Origin of the sequence: Ciceribacter thiooxidans, assembly GCF_014126615.1 — a bacterium.
GTDB lineage: Bacteria > Pseudomonadota > Alphaproteobacteria > Rhizobiales > Rhizobiaceae > Allorhizobium > Allorhizobium thiooxidans.
Window position 1 is genome coordinate 2,218,466 of sequence record NZ_CP059896.1, and the last position, 16,519, is coordinate 2,234,984.

The following is a 16,519-nucleotide window of genomic DNA, read 5'->3' on the forward strand; positions in this document are numbered from 1 at the left end:
TGACCTTGCGGCCGGCGCGCGCCATAACGCTGGCCATGAAAACGACGATCTGCATTCGCGGGATTATTATTCGCTAGCGCATCCGCTGGCCCGGCCGTTTTCGTCTCCAGACCCAAGTCCCAGATGACAACGCCCCGGCCCAGCCGGACGGGTGGAATTCATCGGGAGACAGGAATGGCGGGCAGCCTCAAGCTTTACAACACACTTGCGCGCGAGAAGGTCGATTTCGAGCCGATCGACCCGACGAACGTGCGCATGTATGTCTGCGGGCCCACCGTCTACGACTTCGCCCATATCGGCAATGCGCGACCGGTGATCGTCTTCGACGTCCTTTACCGGCTGCTCCGGCACGTCTACGGCGAAGAGCATGTGACCTATGTGCGCAACATCACCGACGTCGACGACAAGATCAACGCACGTGCTCTTCGCGACTTCGGCGGCCGCATCACCGACGGCTCGATCACGCTCAACGAGGCGATCCGCGCTGTCACGGAAAAGACCGAGAGCCAGTTCCACAAGGATGTGGCGGCGCTCGGCACGCTCTCGCCCACCGTCGAGCCGCGGGCGACCGACAACATTCCGCAGATGATCGAGATCATCCAGCGGCTACTCTCCGCCGGCCACGCCTATGTGGCGGAGGGCGCGGAAGGCCAGGAAGTGCTGTTCTCGACCGCCTCGATGCCGGATTACGGCAAGCTTTCCAAGCGCAAGCTGGAGGACCAGCAGGCGGGCGCGCGCATCGCCGTCGAGGCGCACAAGCGCAATCCGGCCGATTTCGTGCTCTGGAAGGAATCGGCCGCGACCGAGCCCGGCTGGGCCGCCGCGTTCACCGTCGCCGGCAGCGCCGTCTCGATCTACGGCCGTCCCGGCTGGCACATCGAGTGCTCGGCGATGTCCGACCGCTATCTTTGGCAGGAAGCGCGCGACCGGCTATCACCGAAGGGCAAGGCGAAACCGCACCAATTCGACATCCACGGCGGCGGCCTCGACCTCATCTTCCCCCACCACGAAAACGAGATTGCCCAGTCCTGCTGCGCCTACAACACCCATGTGATGGCGAATGTCTGGATGCACAACGGCTTCCTGCAGGTCGAGGGCCGCAAGATGTCGAAGTCGGAGGGCAACTTCGTCACCATCAACGAGTTGCTGGAGACGGAGAAGTTTGGCGGCCGCAAATGGCCGGGCGAAGTGCTGCGGCTCGCCATGCTGATGACGCATTATCGCGAGCCGATCGACTTTTCGGTGAAGCGACTGGAGGAGGCGGAGCGGCTGCTCGCCAAGTGGCCGGCGGGCGATGCCGGCGACGCGCGCCCCGACGCCTCGGTCGTGGAGGCGCTTGCCGACGATCTCAACACCGTCGCGGCGGTCCAGACGCTGCACGCCCTCGCAACCGCCGCCAATGCCGACCCGGCGAAGCTCTCCGCCTTCGTGGCCAGCGCAGAACTGCTCGGCGTGGCTCCGAAGAAGGCCGAGATCGGCGAGGAGCTTTCCTCTGCCGTCGAAGCCCTCGTCGACATGCGTCTCGAAATGCTCAAGGCCAAGAACTTCGCCGAGGCCGACAAGATCCGCGACGACCTTTTGACCAAGGACATCCAACTGAAGGACGGCAAGGACCCCGTCAGCGGCGAGCGGGTGACGACATGGGAGGTCAAGCGGTAATCATGCTGGCACCGGCGGCGCTCGATACTCCGGAGCCCAGAGACACGGGAGGACTGTCATGACTGACACCCATACCGGCGGATGCCAGTGCGGCGCGGTGCGGTTTCGCGCGCGCGGTACGCTGAAGGACAGCTCGATCTGTCACTGCCGCATGTGCCAGAAGGCCTTCGGCAGCTATTTCGCGCCGCTCGTTTCGGTGCGGGGCACGGATTTCGAATGGACACGAGGCGCACCGAAGAAATTCCGCTCGTCGAACTTCGTGCTGCGCGGTTTCTGCGGCGACTGCGGCACGCCGCTGACCTACGAGGCGCCGGACGGTATGGCGGTCGCAGCCGGCGCTTTCGACGATCCGGCCGCCGTGCCGCCGACGGTGCAGTACGGCGTCGAGGCGAAGCTCGGCTTCTTCGACCGGCTGCATGAATTGCCGGAACTTTCGACGCTGGACGATCTCGACAACGCACCGTTTCTGGAAAAGCTCGTCTCGTTCCAGCACCCCGATCACGACACCGGGACATGGCCGGAGGACAAACAATGACCGAGAAGAAGCCGGGCACGGAAATGCCGAAATGGCTGCTCTACGGGCTGATCGGCAAGGGCGTTCTCGTCCTCGTCGTCACCGCAGCGGTCGTCGCCTACGTCATGTTGAAATAGAAGCTGCGGAGAAGCACCATGGAAGGCGTATTCACCGGCGGATGCCAATGCGGTGCAGTCAGGTTCCGGGCGGAAAAGCTCGGGCGCGCATCGATCTGTCATTGCCGCATGTGCCAGAAGGCCTTCGGCTCCTTCTTCGGTCCTCTCGTCGGAGCCGATCTGGCGCATCTCACCTGGACGCGGGGACAGCCGACGCTCTTCCGTTCCTCCGCCAAGATCAAACGCGGTTTCTGCAGCAAATGCGGTACGCCGTTGAGCTATCATTACCCGGAGGGCGTGGATCTCGCCATCGGTGCCCTCGACCACCCGGAAGCGATCGAGCCTCAGGTCCAGCTCAATCACGCCGTCCGGCTGCCCTGGATCGACCACCTTTTCGAAAAGCCGGTGGCGGAACAGGAATACGACGTGGGAGACGTCGTTTCCTTCCAGCATCCCGACCACGATACCACCGTCTGGCCGCCCGAGGAGGATGAGGCATGAGCACCCGCGAGGTCCATTCCGGCGGCTGCCAGTGTGGCGCGATCCGCTACAAGATCGCCGGCGAACTCGGCTATCCGCATATCTGCCATTGCCGCATGTGCCAGAAGGCGGGCGGGAATTTCTTCATGGCGCTCACCGGAACCCGCAACGAGGATTTCCTCCTGACCCGCGGCGAGCCGAGCTGGTTCCGCTCCTCCGATCCCTGCGGCCGCGGCTTTTGCGCGAAATGCGGCACGCCGCTTTTCTTCAAGACCGTCGGCTCGCCCTATATCAGCGTCACCATCGGCAGCCTCGACGATCCGGAAGCCTGCACGCCGGTATCGCAGGACGGGGTGGAATCGAAGGTCTCCTATTTCGACCGGCTCTTCGGCCTGCCGGAACGAGAGACCGACCGCTCCGACCTGCCGGGCGGAACAGCTTCCGTCGACCGCAGCAATCACCAGCATCCCGACAACGATACGGCGGCATGGCCGCCCCGAGAGGACCGATCATGATCAACGAACTGCGCGGCTTCTATCCCGAGATCGAACCCTACGAGACCGGCTTCCTCGATGTCGGCGACGGGCACAGCGTCTACTGGGAGCGCTTCGGGACCAAGGGTGCCAAGCCGGCGGTCTTCCTGCATGGCGGCCCCGGCGGTGCCACCGGCCCTAACAACCGCCGCGTCTTCGATCCGGCCCTCTATGACGTCATGATGTTCGACCAGCGCGGCTGCGGCAAGTCGACCCCTCATGCCTCGATCGAGGCGAACACCACCTGGCATCTCGTCGCCGACATCGAACGCCTGCGCGAGATGATGGGCGTCGAGACATGGCTCGTCTTCGGCGGCTCCTGGGGCTCGACGCTGGCGCTCGCCTATGCCGAGACGCATCCCGAACGCGTCTCCGAACTGGTGCTGCGCGGCGTCTATACGCTGACCAAAGCCGAGCTCGACTGGTACTACCAGTTCGGCGTCTCGGAGATGTTCCCCGACAAGTGGGAGCGCTTCCGGGCTCCGATCCCGGAAAACGAGCGCCATGAGATGATGGCGGCCTATCGCCGGCGGCTCACCGGCACCAATCGTGAAGAGCAATTGCGCTGCGCCGTCGCCTGGAGTTCCTGGGAGGGCGAGACGATCACGCTGCTGCCCAACCCGGACTATTCCGACCATTTCTACGACCCGGAATTCGCGCTCGCCTTCGCCCGCATCGAGAACCATTTCTTCGTCCATGCCGGCTGGCTGGAGGAAGGGCAGTTGCTGCGCGACGCGGTGAAACTCAGGGATATCCCCGGCGTCATCATCCACGGCCGCTACGACATGCCCTGCCCGGCGAAATATGCCTGGCAGCTCCACAAGGCCTGGCCGAAGGCGGATTTCCACCTGATCGAGGGCGCCGGCCACGCCTATCTCGAACCCGGCATCCTCGACCAGCTCATCCGCGCGACCGACCGGTTTGCGGGGAAGGCTTGAAATGGCGATGGACCTGGCCATCCCCCTCTGCCCTGCCGGGCATCTCCCCCACACTGGGGGAGAGTGGTCCTGGGAGATGGGGCGCGGCCTCACCCTCCCCTTGAGGGGGAGGGTCGGAGCAAAACTCCGGGGTGGGGTGACGTTGGCGAAGTGGGTGCAGGTCTCACCCGTCGTACTTCAGATATGGTTCACCCCCACCCGCCGCTTCGCGGCGACCTCCCCCTCAAGGGGGAGGTGGGAAGCGCGACGGCGGCCACCCCCTTGTGGGGGAGATGTCGCAAAGCGACAGAGAGGGTAACACCCTCAAGACGAAGAACTGCATGAGGATAGCAGCATGACACGCGAAAAGATCTACCTCTTCGACACGACGCTCCGCGACGGACAGCAGACGCCGGGCATCGACTTTTCCGTCGAGGACAAGATCGCCATCGCCGCGATGCTCGATGACTTCGGCTTCGACTATGTCGAGGGCGGCTATCCGGGCGCCAACCCGACGGACACCGCCTTCTTCACGCAGAAGCGCACGAACCGCGCCTCCTTCGTCGCCTTCGGCATGACCAAGCGGGCCGGCATTTCCACCTCCAACGATCCGGGGCTTGCCCAGCTCCTGCAGGCAAAGAGCGACGCCGTCTGCTTCGTCGCCAAGAGCTGGGACTATCACGTCAAGGTGGCGCTCGGCTGCTCCAACGAGGAGAACCTCGAAAGCATCCGAGAGAGCGTCGAGGCGGCAATCGCCGCCGGCAAGACCGCCATGGTCGATTGCGAGCACTTCTTCGACGGCTACAAGGCCAATCCGGACTATGCCGTCGCCTGCGCGAAGACCGCCTATGAAGCGGGCGCCCGTTGGGTCGTTCTCTGCGACACCAATGGCGGCACGCAGCCGCCGGAGGTCGGCGCAATCGTCGCCGCCGTCATCGCCGCCGGCGTACCGGGCAGCGCACTCGGCATCCACGCCCACAATGACACCGGACAGGCGGTCGCCAATTCGCTTGCGGCGATCGAGGCCGGCGCACGGCAGATCCAGGGAACGCTGAACGGGATTGGCGAACGCTGCGGCAACGCCAATCTCGTGACGCTCATCCCGACGCTCTGCCTCAAGGAGACCTATGCCGAACGCTTCGAGACGGCGATCGACCGCGAGACGCTCGCCGGCCTCACCCGGCTGTCGCACGCCTTCGACGAGCTTCTCAATCGCTCGCCGGAGCACCAGGCACCCTATGTCGGCGCGTCCGCCTTCGCGACGAAGGCCGGCATCCACGCCTCCGCCCTGCTCAAGGACCCGCGGACATACGAGCATGTCGATCCGGCGAGCGTCGGCAATTTCCGCAAGGTCATGGTCTCCGACCAGGGCGGCAAGGCGAACTTCATCAACGAGCTGAAGCGCCGCGGCATCGCGGTCGAGAAGGACGATCCCCGCCTCGACCGGCTGATCTCGATCGTCAAGGAGCGCGAGGCGACCGGCTATGCCTACGAGGGGGCCGATGCGAGCTTCGAGCTGCTCGCCCACCGCACGCTCGGCACGGTTCCGGACTTCTTCTCGATCGACGGCTTCCGGGTGATGGTCGAGCGCCGCTTCGATGCGAACGGCCACCTGAAGACGGTGTCGGAAGCCGTCGTGAAGCTCGTCATCGACGGCGCGAGCGTCATGTCGGTCGCCGAAGGCGACGGCCCGGTCAACGCGCTCGACATTGCGCTTCGCAAGGACCTCGGCAAGTACCAGGCCGAGATCGGAGACCTCGAGCTCACCGACTACAAGGTGCGTATCCTCAACGGCGGCACCGAGGCGATCACCCGCGTGCTCATCGAGTCCGGCGATGCCACAGGCGTGCGCTGGTGGACGGTCGGCGTGTCGGAAAACATCATCGACGCCTCCTTCCAGGCGTTGATGGATTCGATCGTCTACAAGCTGATGAAGAACCGCCAGCTCGCCGGCAAGATCGCAGCGGAGTAGATCCGCGGTTGGCATTCGCCAGGTGATGACGCGCCGCGAGAGGTCTCGCGGTGCGAGATATGTCGTTCAATTCCGGTCACCGACCCTTCACCGGAATGAATTTGTCCATTCGTGATGCATGGAGTATCGCAAGCCCCTAAAATCAAAAAAGGATGGAAACGCCATGGCGACCGACACCGCAGTCGAGGTCAAGAACGAGGACAGCGCGCGCGGCTTCGCCTTCGCGCTCGCCGCTTACATGCTCTGGGGATTCCTTCCGTTTTACATGAAGGCCCTCGCGCACATTCCGCCGACCGAGGTGATCGCCCACCGCATTCTCTGGTCGATCCCGATCGCCGGCGGCGTGCTGCTCATCCTCCGGCGCACGGACGATCTGAAGGCGGCGATCCGCAATCCGCGGATGCTCGGCATGGCCGCCGTCACCGCCCTGCTCATCAGCATCAACTGGGGCATCTATGTCTGGGCGATCGGCGCGGGCCGCGCACTCGATACCGCGCTCGGCTACTTCATCAACCCGCTCTTTTCGATCTTTCTCGGCGCCGTGCTTCTGAAGGAAAAACTTGCGCCGGCGCAGAAGGTGGCGATCACGCTCGCCGCAATCGCCGTTGCGGTACTGACCTACGACGCCGGCGGATTGCCGTGGGTGGCGCTCGGCCTCACCTTCTCCTGGGGCTTCTACGCCTTCTTCCGCAAGACCCTGCCGATCGGCCCGAACCAGGGCTTTCTCCTCGAAGTGCTGCTGCTCAGCGTGCCCGCGCTCGGCTACATCGCCTATCTCGGCGCGACCGGCCACGGCCATTTCTTCGCAACCGGCACCGCCGACGCGCTGCTCCTGCTCGGAACGGGCGTGGTGACCGCGGTGCCGCTGCTTTTCTACGCCAACGGCGCCAAGCTCCTGCGCCTCTCGACCATCGGCATCATGCAGTACCTGCCGCCGACGATGATCTTCCTGATCGCCGTCTTCGTCTTCAAGGAGCCCTTCGGCACCGCCAAGATGATTGCCTTCCCGCTGATCTGGCTGGCGCTCGGCATCTTCGTCTGGCCGATGCTGAGGCAGTACCGCAAGCAGTAACGGCCAGGATCAGAGCTTCGCGATGACCTCGTCGGCGCCGTCGAGGTCACGGGCGCCCTCGACCTTCTCGAGGATCGTCGGGATGATGTCCTCGACATTGTCGATGACGAGCGGCTGCACCCGCTCGGCCGTGTGGATGAACCCCTGCCCGCGCATGTGATGGAGCAGTTCGAGCATCGGGTTCCAGAAACCGTTGATGTTGGCGAAGACCATCGGCTTTTCATGACGGCCGAGCTGCGCCCAGGTCATGATCTCGACGATCTCCTCCAGCGTGCCGATGCCGCCCGGCAGCGTGATGAAAGCGTCGGCGCGCTCGAACATCTTGTGCTTGCGGGCATGCATGTCCTCGGTGACGATCAGTTCGTCGAGCTGTCCGAGCGAATGGCGCGTCGCTTCCATGTCCACCAGGAATTCCGGGATGATGCCGGTGACGTTGCCGCCGTTCGACAGGACGCCGCTCGCGACCGCTCCCATGATGCCGCGGGTGCCGCCACCGTAGACGAGGCGCAGGCCATGCGCTGCGATCGCACGGCCGAGCGCGCGGCCGGCGGCGATATGGTCGGGATCGCGCCCGGGCTGGGAGCCGCAATAGACGCAAACGGATCGAATCGTATTCATGTTTTTGCTCATGAAGGAAGAAAGACAATCATGCGCCGTCAAGGTCAACCGAATTGACGAAAAAGCTGTCGGCTCAAGGCCGCCAGCCGTTGAGAAAGCTTGTGAAAGCGGCGAGATAAGGCTAGCAATTCCAAGGGATATGGCGGCCTTTCCGCCCGGAGAGTGACTATGATGAAAAATCGTGCCGGCTTGCTGGCCTTGCTGGTGCTCGCGATTGCGACGATCCTGATGGTGTTCTTCGTCATGCCGAGAATTTCGGACGACGGGAAGAACAAGGCCCAAACGACGACGGCAAGCGGCGACGCCGCGAAGACGCCTGCGCCCGAACCCGCCAAGCCGGCCGAGAACGCCGCGTCGGTGGCCAGCGAAAAGATGGAGCGCCTGAAGGCCGAAGCCGAAAAGGCCGCGCAGTCTCTCGTTTCGCTCTTTGCCGACGGCAAGGTGCCCGCAGCCGAGGCGTATGCCGGTGCTCGGGCGGAAGCCGAAAAGGCACTCACCGCTCTTGCCACGCTCGACGTCCCGGAGGCGCTCGAAACCGACATCAAGGAGACGATGACGGCAGCACGGACCAACGCCGAAAAGGCGCTCGCGCTCCTCAAGTCACTGCCGACCGATCCGGCTGCTGCAGGCAACGCGATCGGGAAGATCGTCGATGCGCTCGCCGGCAAGACGGAGACGGCACCGGAAGCTCCGGCACCGCAGGCCGCAGCACCGGCAGCGGAAAAGCCGGCGGCAACCGAGACCCCGGCGACAACCGGCCCGATCGTCCCGCGCTTCGACGTGTTGCGCGTCGAGCCGGACGGCTCGGCCGTCATCGCCGGCAATGCCGAACCCGGCTCCAAACTCGAGATTCTCGACGGCGACAACGTCATCTTCGAAACCGAAGTAGGCATCAGCGGCGACTTCGCCGTCATTCTCGACAAGCCGCTTTCGCCCGGCGATCATTCGCTGCAACTGCGCGTTACCGGAAAGGATGGAAAGATCGTCACGTCGGAAGAAGTCGCGACGATTTCCGTTCCGGAAAAGGGCAACGGCAACCTGCTCGCCATGGTCACCAAGCCCGGCGAGGCGAGCCGCGTGATCGCCGCACCGGAAACCGTCAACCAGGCGGACAAGAAGGCTCGTGTTCCGGCTGACGAAAAGCCGGTGGCGCAGACAGCCGAAGCACCGCAGGCTACGGCAGCGCCGCAAGAAGCCGCGACAGCCCCGCAGCCCATCGAGGCCGCCAAGCCGGCACCGGCGGCGGAAGTCCAGGTCAGTGCGGTGGAGATCGAAGGCGACCGCATCTTCGTCGCAGGAACGGCCGCTCCCGGAAGCGCGGTTCGCGCCTGGGCGGACGACACGCTGATCGGCGCGGCGACGACGGACAATACCGGGCACTTCGTCATAGAAGGCACGATCACCCTCGCCGTCGGCGATCACACGATCCGGGCAGAACTGCTCGACGCAGAGGGCAAGGTGCTGGTGCGCGCCTCCGTGCCGTTCAACCGCCCCGAAGGGCACCAGGTCGCCGTCGTCGCACAGTCGAAGCCTCCGGAAGCCGGCCAGCCGGCAGCCATGGTGCCGCTCGACCGGGCGACCTTCGAAACCATGCGCGGCTCGGTCGGAAAGGCCTTCGGCATCCTCCAGGGGCTCTTCGCCGACGACAAGACACCGGCTGCCGAGGAGCTTGCCGCCGCCCGTTCGGCGACGGAAATCAGCCTCCAGTCGCTCATCGACTACCGTCTCGGCGCGGGCGTCGATTCCGACTATGCGCAGTTCGTGACGCAGACGGCAGCGCGCGCCCGCAACGCCCTCGAAGCGTTGAAGGCACTTGCAGCCGATGCCGACGCGGTTCGGGCCGGACTGCCGAAGGTGGCGGAACTGATCCAGACCGTTCTCGAGTCGCTGCCGACCGCAGCGGTCGCCGGGGCGCAGACGACCGCGGAGAAACCCACGGCCGAAGCCGCATCCGAGAAAGGCACCGCACCGGCAGCGGAACCGGCGCCGGCTGAAACGGCGGCCGATGCGCCGAAGACGATCGAGCAGGCGCCGCTCACCGAGAGCAAGAACACGGTGATCATCCGCCGCGGCGACACGCTCTGGCAGATCTCGCGCCGCGTCTACGGGCTCGGGGTCCGCTACACGACGATCTATCTCGCCAACGCCAACAAGATCAGCAATCCGGATCTCATCGAGCCCGGCCAGGTCTTCCAGGTGCCGCACGATGCGCTTCCGAATGCGGAAGAGCTGCATCGCCGGCGTCTGCGCGGCGAGACGATCGACTGACGGGTGCGGCGCAGGCGACCCGGCAAAAGTTTCGGGTCCTCCATTGCGCGCGCATATTCGAAACCCTATGTGGCGAAAGTCGGCGGCCTCCGAGAGGCCGCCGATTTCATCTGACGACGGTTGACGCGAGGGGCAGGCAACATGACGAAGAAGAAGACCGTATCGGCGGATGCCTCCAATCCGCTCGAAACGCTGGTCAACCTCTGGCCGTACATGTGGCCGACCGGGCGGCCGGACCTCAAGGCGCGCGTCGTCTGGGCGACCGTCTTCCTCGTCGTCTCGAAGTTCGTCCTGCTTCTTGTCCCTTATTTCTTCAAATGGGCGACCGATGCGCTGAACGGCCGGCTCGACATGGTCGGGCTGCTGCCCGCCTTCCTGCTCGGCGCCGTCGCGCTCGTCATCCTCTACAATCTCACCCGCATCGCCCAGGTCGGCCTCAACCAGTTGCGCGACGCGCTCTTTGCCAGCGTCGGCCAGTATGCCGTGCGCCAGCTCGCCTACCGGACCTTCGTTCACATCCACCAGCTCTCGCTCCGCTTCCATCTGGAACGCAAGACCGGCGGCCTCTCGCGCATCATCGAGCGCGGCACGAAGGGCATCGAGACGATCGTCCGCTTCACGATCCTCAACTCGGTTCCGACCCTGCTCGAATTCCTGCTGACGGCGGTGATCTTCTGGTGGGGCTACGGCTTCTCCTACCTCGCCGTCACGGCGATCACTGTGTGGGCCTACATCTGGTTCACCATCAAGGCGAGCGACTGGCGCATCGGCATCCGCCGGTCGATGAACGACAGCGACACCGAAGCCAATACCAAGGCGATCGACTCCCTCCTCAACTTCGAAACCGTCAAGTACTTCGGCAACGAGGAGATGGAAGCCAAGCGCTACGACAAGTCGATGGAGCGCTACGAGAAGGCGGCGACCGAGGTCTGGACCTCTCTCGGCTGGCTGAACTTCGGCCAGACGGCGATCTTCGGCATCGGCACGACCGCGATGATGGTAATGTCGGCACTTGCCGTCCAGCGTGGCGAGCAGACGATCGGCGACTTCGTCTTCGTCAACGCTCTGCTGCTGCAGCTCGCCATGCCGCTCAACTTCATCGGCTTCGTCTATCGCGAAATCCGCCAGGGCCTCACCGATATCGAGCAGATGTTCGACCTTCTCGAAGTCGAGCCGGAGGTGACCGACAAGCCGGGCGCCCCCGACCTCGCGATCGCAAAGGGCGCCATCAGCTTCAAGGACGTGCACTTCGCCTACGACCCGCAGCGGCCGATCCTGAAGGGCATCTCGTTCGAGGTTCCCGCCGGCAAGACCGTCGCTGTCGTCGGCCCGTCGGGCGCCGGAAAGTCGACGATCTCGCGCCTGCTCTACCGCTTCTACGACATCCAGAAGGGTTCGATCACCGTCGACGGGCAGGATGTCCGCGAGGTGACCCAGAAGAGCCTGCGTTCGGCGATCGGCATGGTGCCGCAGGATACCGTGCTCTTCAACGACACCATCGCCTACAACATCCGTTACGGCCGGCCCTCCGCCGCCGACGAGGAAATCCAGGCCGCCGCGGAAGTCGCGCAGATCGCCCACTTTATCAGCGATCTGCCGGACGGCTTCCAGACCAAGGTCGGCGAACGCGGGCTGAAGCTCTCGGGCGGCGAGAAGCAGCGCGTGGCCATCGCCCGAACCGTTCTCAAGGCGCCGCCGATCCTCATCCTCGACGAGGCGACGTCCGCGCTCGACACCACGACCGAGCAGGAGATCCAGACCGCCCTCGACGTCGTCTCGAAGGACCGCACGACGCTGGTCATCGCCCACCGCCTCTCCACCGTCATCGGTGCGGACGAGATCATCGTGCTCAAGGGCGGTGAGATCGCCGAACGGGGGACCCACGGCGAACTGCTCGCGATGAACGGCCTCTATGCCTCGATGTGGAACCGCCAGCGGGAGGCGACCCAGGCGGAAGAGCATCTGCGCCAGGTTCGCGAGAGCGACGACATGGGCGTCGTGGTTCGCCGCACGCCCGCGGTCTGACCGTCGTCAGCCTGCGCTCGCGTAGCCGGATTGACGTCGGGCGACGCAGACTCGGTTTCGCCCGGTGCGCTTCGCCCGGTAGAGCGCCTCGTCGGCCTCCTTCAGGGCATCCCAGAGCGTGCTGCACAACGGATCGAGCTCCGCCACGCCGACGCTGAGCGTGCCGGTCGCCTCCTCGACGTCCGGAAGAAGGCCGGCGTCGGACACCTGCCGGCGCATGGTTTCGGCAATTTCCGCCGCCATCGTCAGGGCAAGACCGGGAAACAGCACGTAGAACTCCTCGCCGCCGGCCCTCGCGACGGTGATACCGTCGCCTGCTGCGCTTTCCAGCAGCGCCGCGGTCGCGCACAGCACCCGATCGCCCTCCGCATGGCCAAACTGGTCGTTGATCGACTTGAAGTGGTCGAGGTCGATGATCGCGACCGACACCGGATGCCCTTCCCTGCGCGCGAGATCGGTCACTTCGGTCGCGATCTCGAAGAACTTGCGGCGGTTGTAGGCATTGGTCAAAGGATCACGCTCGGCAGCGTCGATCAGCCGGCCCTCGAGGTTCTTGCGGTCGGTGATGTCGAGCATGGCGCCGGCGATTCCGCGAAGGCGCCCGTCCTCCGACGCGATCGCCGCCTTGTGGAAGGCGACGTGATGGAGCGAGCCGTCGGCATAGCGCACCTCGCACTCATAGACCTGCTCGCCACCGCGGGCGAGCAGCGCATCGTCCGCCTGCTGATAGCGGCGCGCCAGATCCTCCGGCGCCACGTCATAGACGGAGCTGCCGACCACCTTCTCCGCCGGCAGACCGATAAAGCCCTCGAAGGCCTTGTTGCAGCCGACGTAGATGCCTTCGGCGTTCTTGAAGAAGATTGGTGTCGGCAGGCGGTCGATGCAGGCCTGCAGATAGTCGCGCTCAAGTTCGACATGGGCCAGGTCCTGCCGCTGCTGCAGCCGCCTTGCAAGGACGGCGCGGGCACGGGCGAGGCAGAGCGCGATGTCGTCCGGGCGGTCGAGCTGCAGAACGTCGTCGAAGCCCGCCTGCAGGACGTCGTCCGCGCAGAACGCCCCTGTCGCAGGGTCGGCGACACCGATCAGGTATTCATCAGGTCCGAGGAGCCGGCGCAGGGCCAATCCGGTCGGCGCCGGATCGCCGGCGCCGAGCGGCACGAAGCAGATCTCCGCCCCGGCTCCGGCAGGTTTTCCCTGTCGAAGGCCGAGCCCTTCCAGTTCGGGCGGAGCCGGCCCTTCCTGCGTGGAGAGCCAGTAAAGCGGCGAGCTTTCCCGTCGTGCATTCACCTCCACGGTGCTGTAGGACCCGTGCATAAAGAATAGTTCCCAAGTAAAAGGCGCAGTGACAAGCCGCCGAATCCATCCTTGCATCCGGCGATCCGGTACCAATATTAGCGAACAACCGTTGATGCTTGGTGCACAACGCTTGCCAAAAAGCGGACACGGTTGTTCCCGAATGATACAGATTGCCGCGCATCCGGTCTTTTGAACCGGCGCCATTGCCCCCGGCGGGCTTTCGCGCTAGTCAGCAGGCCTGATTTTCCGCGAGGAGACGATCCCCATGAACTTGCTCGATACCATCCGTAACACCATCGTTCCGATCCACAAGGAAGGCTACCCCTTTGTCGCCGCCTTCTTTGCCGGTTCCCTGGTTCTCGGCTGGATATCCGAGCCGCTGTTCTGGGTCGGCATGGTGCTGACCGTCTGGTGCGCCTATTTCTTCCGTGATCCGGAGCGCGTGACGCCGCAGGACGACGATCTCGTCATCAGCCCGGCAGACGGCAAGGTTTCCTCGATCCAGATGGTCGTGCCGCCGGAAGAGCTTCAGCTCGGCAACGAGCCGATGCTGCGCATCTCCGTCTTCATGAACGTCTTCAACTGCCATGTGAACCGCGCGCCGGTGCGTGGCCGGATCACCAACATCGCCTATCGCGAAGGCTCCTTCCTCAACGCCGAGCTCGACAAGGCAAGCCAGGAAAACGAGCGCAACGGCCTGGTGATCGAGACCACGCGCGGCAATATCGGCGTCGTACAGATTGCCGGTCTCGTTGCCCGCCGCATCGTCTGCTGGACCAACCCGAATGAAACGCTCAACGCCGGCGAGCGCTTCGGCCTGATCCGCTTCGGTTCGCGCCTGGACGTCTTCCTGCCGGCAGGCGCCGAACCGCGCGTGGCGCTCGGCCAGACGGCCGTCGCCGGCGAGACCGTGATTGCCGAATTCGGTTCGGCCAAGGGCCCCGTCGTCAGCCGCCGCAGCTGATCGCGGAGGCAAGGAGGGCGAGATGGAAGCGCAAGTGCCGCCGAACGAACCGAGGAACAGCCATGACGGTGCGCGTGGCCCGCGGCTTCGGGAAATCCCGCTGCGCCTCATCGTGCCGAACCTCATCACGGTGCTTGCGATCTGTTCCGGCCTCACCGGCATCCGGCTCGCCTTCGAGAACCGCTACGAACTGGCGGTGACGTTGGTGCTCGCAGCCGCCTTCATCGATGGCATCGACGGGCGTGTGGCACGGATGATGAAGGCGACGTCGAAATTCGGCGCGCAGATGGACTCGCTTGCCGACATCGTCAATTTCGGCGTTGCGCCTGCCCTCGTGCTCTATGTCTTCATCCTCGACCAGGCCCGCTCCATCGGCTGGATCGCCGCCCTCATCTACGCGATCGCGGCAGGCCTCCGGCTCGCCCGCTTCAACGTGATGGCGGAGCGCGATCACAAGGCTCCCTGGCAGTCCGAATACTTCGTCGGTGTCCCCGCCCCCGCCGGCGCGCTTCTCGTGCTTCTGCCGATCTACCTCGGCTTCCTCGGCGTGCAGCCGACGGCACCGGTCGCCTATGTCGCCGCCGGATACACTGTGCTGATCGCCGCGCTGCTGATCAGCCGCCTGCCGGTCTGGTCCGGCAAGTCCGAAACGCAGAAGATCCGCCGCGACCTGGTACTTCCGGTGACGCTCGGCATCGTCGTCTATGTCGCGCTTCTGATGAGCTTCACCTGGGAAGTGCTGTCGGTCACCGTCATCGCCTATCTCTTCACGCTGCCGCTCGGCGCACGCGCCTGGCACAAGCGCTTCGGAACCCTGGTCGTCATGGACGACGTCGGCGAAGGCAATGACAGTAACGAAGCGGAACTTGACCGCGGCCTGTGAAGGCTCTATCCGCCTCGCGCCATGGGCCGAGGGGGAATCATCTTCATGTGAATTGCTCTCGGTTTATGTCGGCGTTGATGAAACGTGATTTGCCGGAACCGTCGTTTCGACCAAGTTCTAAGGCAAAACTATAAAAAATCATAGGGACTGGAAGCAATTCAGGAGAATGAAAATGACTGGGAAGAAGGCGGCCGAGGCCGCACCTCCGAAGCAGAACCTCGATGGCAACTACCGACCGCTCGGCCTGAAGGCCGTCATCGCGGCAGCGCTGATGTTGAAGCGCAACTCAGACAAGAAGGCTGCATAGCTGATCGACGGCGGTCAAAACAGCGACATCTGGCCTGATCCCGTGTGCCTGTCCGTTCTATCGACCGACGGCAGGCTTTCCGCCACCGGCGCCTGAACTGCAGGCCCCGTGTTGCTCACCTTGTTCACGAGGTTCGACACGGGAACTGCCTCGAAGAAGTCGTCGTCCGGTGCAGAAAGAAGGTCTGTGACCTCGCGCGGCTCCTGGGCCCGGCAATCCAGCCAGCGGCCGTAATCCTCCGGTGCGATGACCACCGGCATCCGGTCGTGGATGCGGGCGATCGAGCGATTGGAGGCGACCGTCAGGATGGCTCCGGTGTCGACCTCGGAGCCGTCCGGTGACGACCATGTCTCCATCAGACCGGCGAAAGCGATCACGCCGCCGCTGCGCGGCCTGATCCAGTAGGCCTGCGATTTCTCATCGCTGCCCTTTTCCGGCCGATGCCACTCGTAGAAGCCCGAGGCCGGGACCAGCACGCGGCGATGGCGCATGGCCGCCTTGAAGGAGGCCTTGCCGATCGCCGTCTCCGCCCGGGCGTTGATCAGCAGCGGAAAGTCGTTGGGATCCTTCACCCAGGACGGCAGCAGACCCCAGCGGACCAGCATCGCCCGGCGCTCCGGCATGTTGCTGCCCGGCTCGCGGCGTTCCGACTGGACCACCACGAGGATGGGCTGGGTCGGCGCTATGTTGTAGCGGGCGGGAAAGGCTTCGAGCTCGAAAAGCCCGAGAGCCTCCCGTACCTCTTCGGGCATCGCCGACAGGGAAAAGCGTCCACACATGCACGGATTGATGGCACCGGCACCGCAGCGGGTCAAGGAGAAGGCGACAGGCGTTGCAACCGGCGGCCGGATGCCGCAATACTCCGCCGGAGGCGCCGCTTCGACGGTGCCGTGCT

15 protein-coding genes are annotated in these 16,519 nt (G+C 64.6%); 12 read left to right on the forward strand and 3 right to left on the reverse strand.

The features are described 5' to 3' along the window. Positions 1-174 precede the first annotated feature (174 nt). The 7 genes from cysS (at position 175) to rarD (ending at position 7,263) form a co-directional block, all read left to right on the forward strand. Positions 175-1,659 (forward strand): cysteine--tRNA ligase, encoded by a 1,485-nt coding sequence (gene cysS, locus H4I97_RS10745; protein ID WP_182304617.1) that lies wholly within the window; start codon positions 175-177, stop codon positions 1,657-1,659. Positions 1,660-1,717: 58 nt separating this feature from the next. Beyond that, positions 1,718-2,194, forward strand: a complete 477-nt coding sequence (locus H4I97_RS10750) for a GFA family protein (protein ID WP_182304618.1) — start codon at positions 1,718-1,720, stop codon at positions 2,192-2,194. 134 nt (positions 2,195-2,328) lie between these two features. After that, positions 2,329-2,790, forward strand: a complete 462-nt coding sequence (locus H4I97_RS10755) for a GFA family protein (RefSeq protein WP_182304619.1) — start codon at positions 2,329-2,331, stop codon at positions 2,788-2,790. After that, on the forward strand, positions 2,787-3,284 hold the full coding sequence (locus H4I97_RS10760; RefSeq protein WP_182304620.1) for a GFA family protein: 498 nt from the start codon (positions 2,787-2,789) through the stop codon (positions 3,282-3,284). Before H4I97_RS10755 ends, H4I97_RS10760 begins: the two co-directional genes overlap by 4 nt. Beyond that, positions 3,281-4,240: a prolyl aminopeptidase gene (gene pip / locus H4I97_RS10765; protein WP_182307610.1), complete on the forward strand. Its 960-nt coding sequence runs from the start codon at positions 3,281-3,283 to the stop codon at positions 4,238-4,240. Before H4I97_RS10760 ends, pip begins: the two co-directional genes overlap by 4 nt. A 334-nt stretch (positions 4,241-4,574) precedes the next feature. Further along, entirely contained in the window at positions 4,575-6,191 is a 1,617-nt protein-coding gene (gene cimA, locus H4I97_RS10770; protein WP_182304621.1) for a citramalate synthase, read from the forward strand. Between the two features lie 163 nt (positions 6,192-6,354). Next, the gene (gene rarD / locus H4I97_RS10775; RefSeq protein ID WP_182304622.1) at positions 6,355-7,263 is read left to right on the forward strand and encodes an EamA family transporter RarD; all 909 of its coding nucleotides are present in this window, start codon (positions 6,355-6,357) and stop codon (positions 7,261-7,263) included. Positions 7,264-7,272: 9 nt separating this feature from the next. On the opposite strand, the gene H4I97_RS10780 is transcribed toward rarD, so the two are convergent. Next, positions 7,273-7,893 (reverse strand): LOG family protein, encoded by a 621-nt coding sequence (locus H4I97_RS10780; protein WP_182304623.1) that lies wholly within the window; start codon positions 7,891-7,893, stop codon positions 7,273-7,275. 156 nt (positions 7,894-8,049) lie between these two features. Between H4I97_RS10780 and H4I97_RS10785 the strand changes: the two genes are divergently transcribed. Both H4I97_RS10785 and H4I97_RS10790 read left to right on the forward strand, forming a co-directional pair. Further along, positions 8,050-10,149 (forward strand): LysM peptidoglycan-binding domain-containing protein, encoded by a 2,100-nt coding sequence (locus H4I97_RS10785; protein WP_182304624.1) that lies wholly within the window; start codon positions 8,050-8,052, stop codon positions 10,147-10,149. A 141-nt stretch (positions 10,150-10,290) separates the two neighbouring features. Further along, complete coding sequence (locus H4I97_RS10790; protein ID WP_182304625.1) at positions 10,291-12,174, forward strand: ABCB family ABC transporter ATP-binding protein/permease; 1,884 nt, start codon at positions 10,291-10,293, stop codon at positions 12,172-12,174. Between the two features lie 6 nt (positions 12,175-12,180). On the opposite strand, the gene H4I97_RS10795 is transcribed toward H4I97_RS10790, so the two are convergent. After that, positions 12,181-13,488, reverse strand: coding sequence for a sensor domain-containing diguanylate cyclase (locus tag H4I97_RS10795; protein ID WP_182304626.1), 1,308 nt, complete (start codon positions 13,486-13,488; stop codon positions 12,181-12,183). 247 nt (positions 13,489-13,735) lie between these two features. Between H4I97_RS10795 and H4I97_RS10800 the strand changes: the two genes are divergently transcribed. The 3 genes from H4I97_RS10800 (at position 13,736) to H4I97_RS24785 (ending at position 15,624) form a co-directional block, all read left to right on the forward strand. Beyond that, a complete protein-coding gene (locus H4I97_RS10800; RefSeq protein WP_182304627.1) occupies positions 13,736-14,434 on the forward strand; it encodes a phosphatidylserine decarboxylase in 699 nt (232 codons plus the stop codon). Positions 14,435-14,456: 22 nt separating this feature from the next. Then, positions 14,457-15,317, forward strand: a complete 861-nt coding sequence (gene pssA / locus H4I97_RS10805; protein WP_182304629.1) for a CDP-diacylglycerol--serine O-phosphatidyltransferase — start codon at positions 14,457-14,459, stop codon at positions 15,315-15,317. 172 nt (positions 15,318-15,489) lie between these two features. Next, a complete protein-coding gene (locus tag H4I97_RS24785) occupies positions 15,490-15,624 on the forward strand; it encodes a hypothetical protein (RefSeq protein WP_280527676.1) in 135 nt (44 codons plus the stop codon). A gap of 14 nt (positions 15,625-15,638) precedes the next feature. On the opposite strand, the gene H4I97_RS10810 is transcribed toward H4I97_RS24785, so the two are convergent. Beyond that, complete coding sequence (locus H4I97_RS10810) at positions 15,639-16,403, reverse strand: SOS response-associated peptidase (protein ID WP_182304630.1); 765 nt, start codon at positions 16,401-16,403, stop codon at positions 15,639-15,641. Positions 16,404-16,519: the final 116 nt, after the last annotated feature.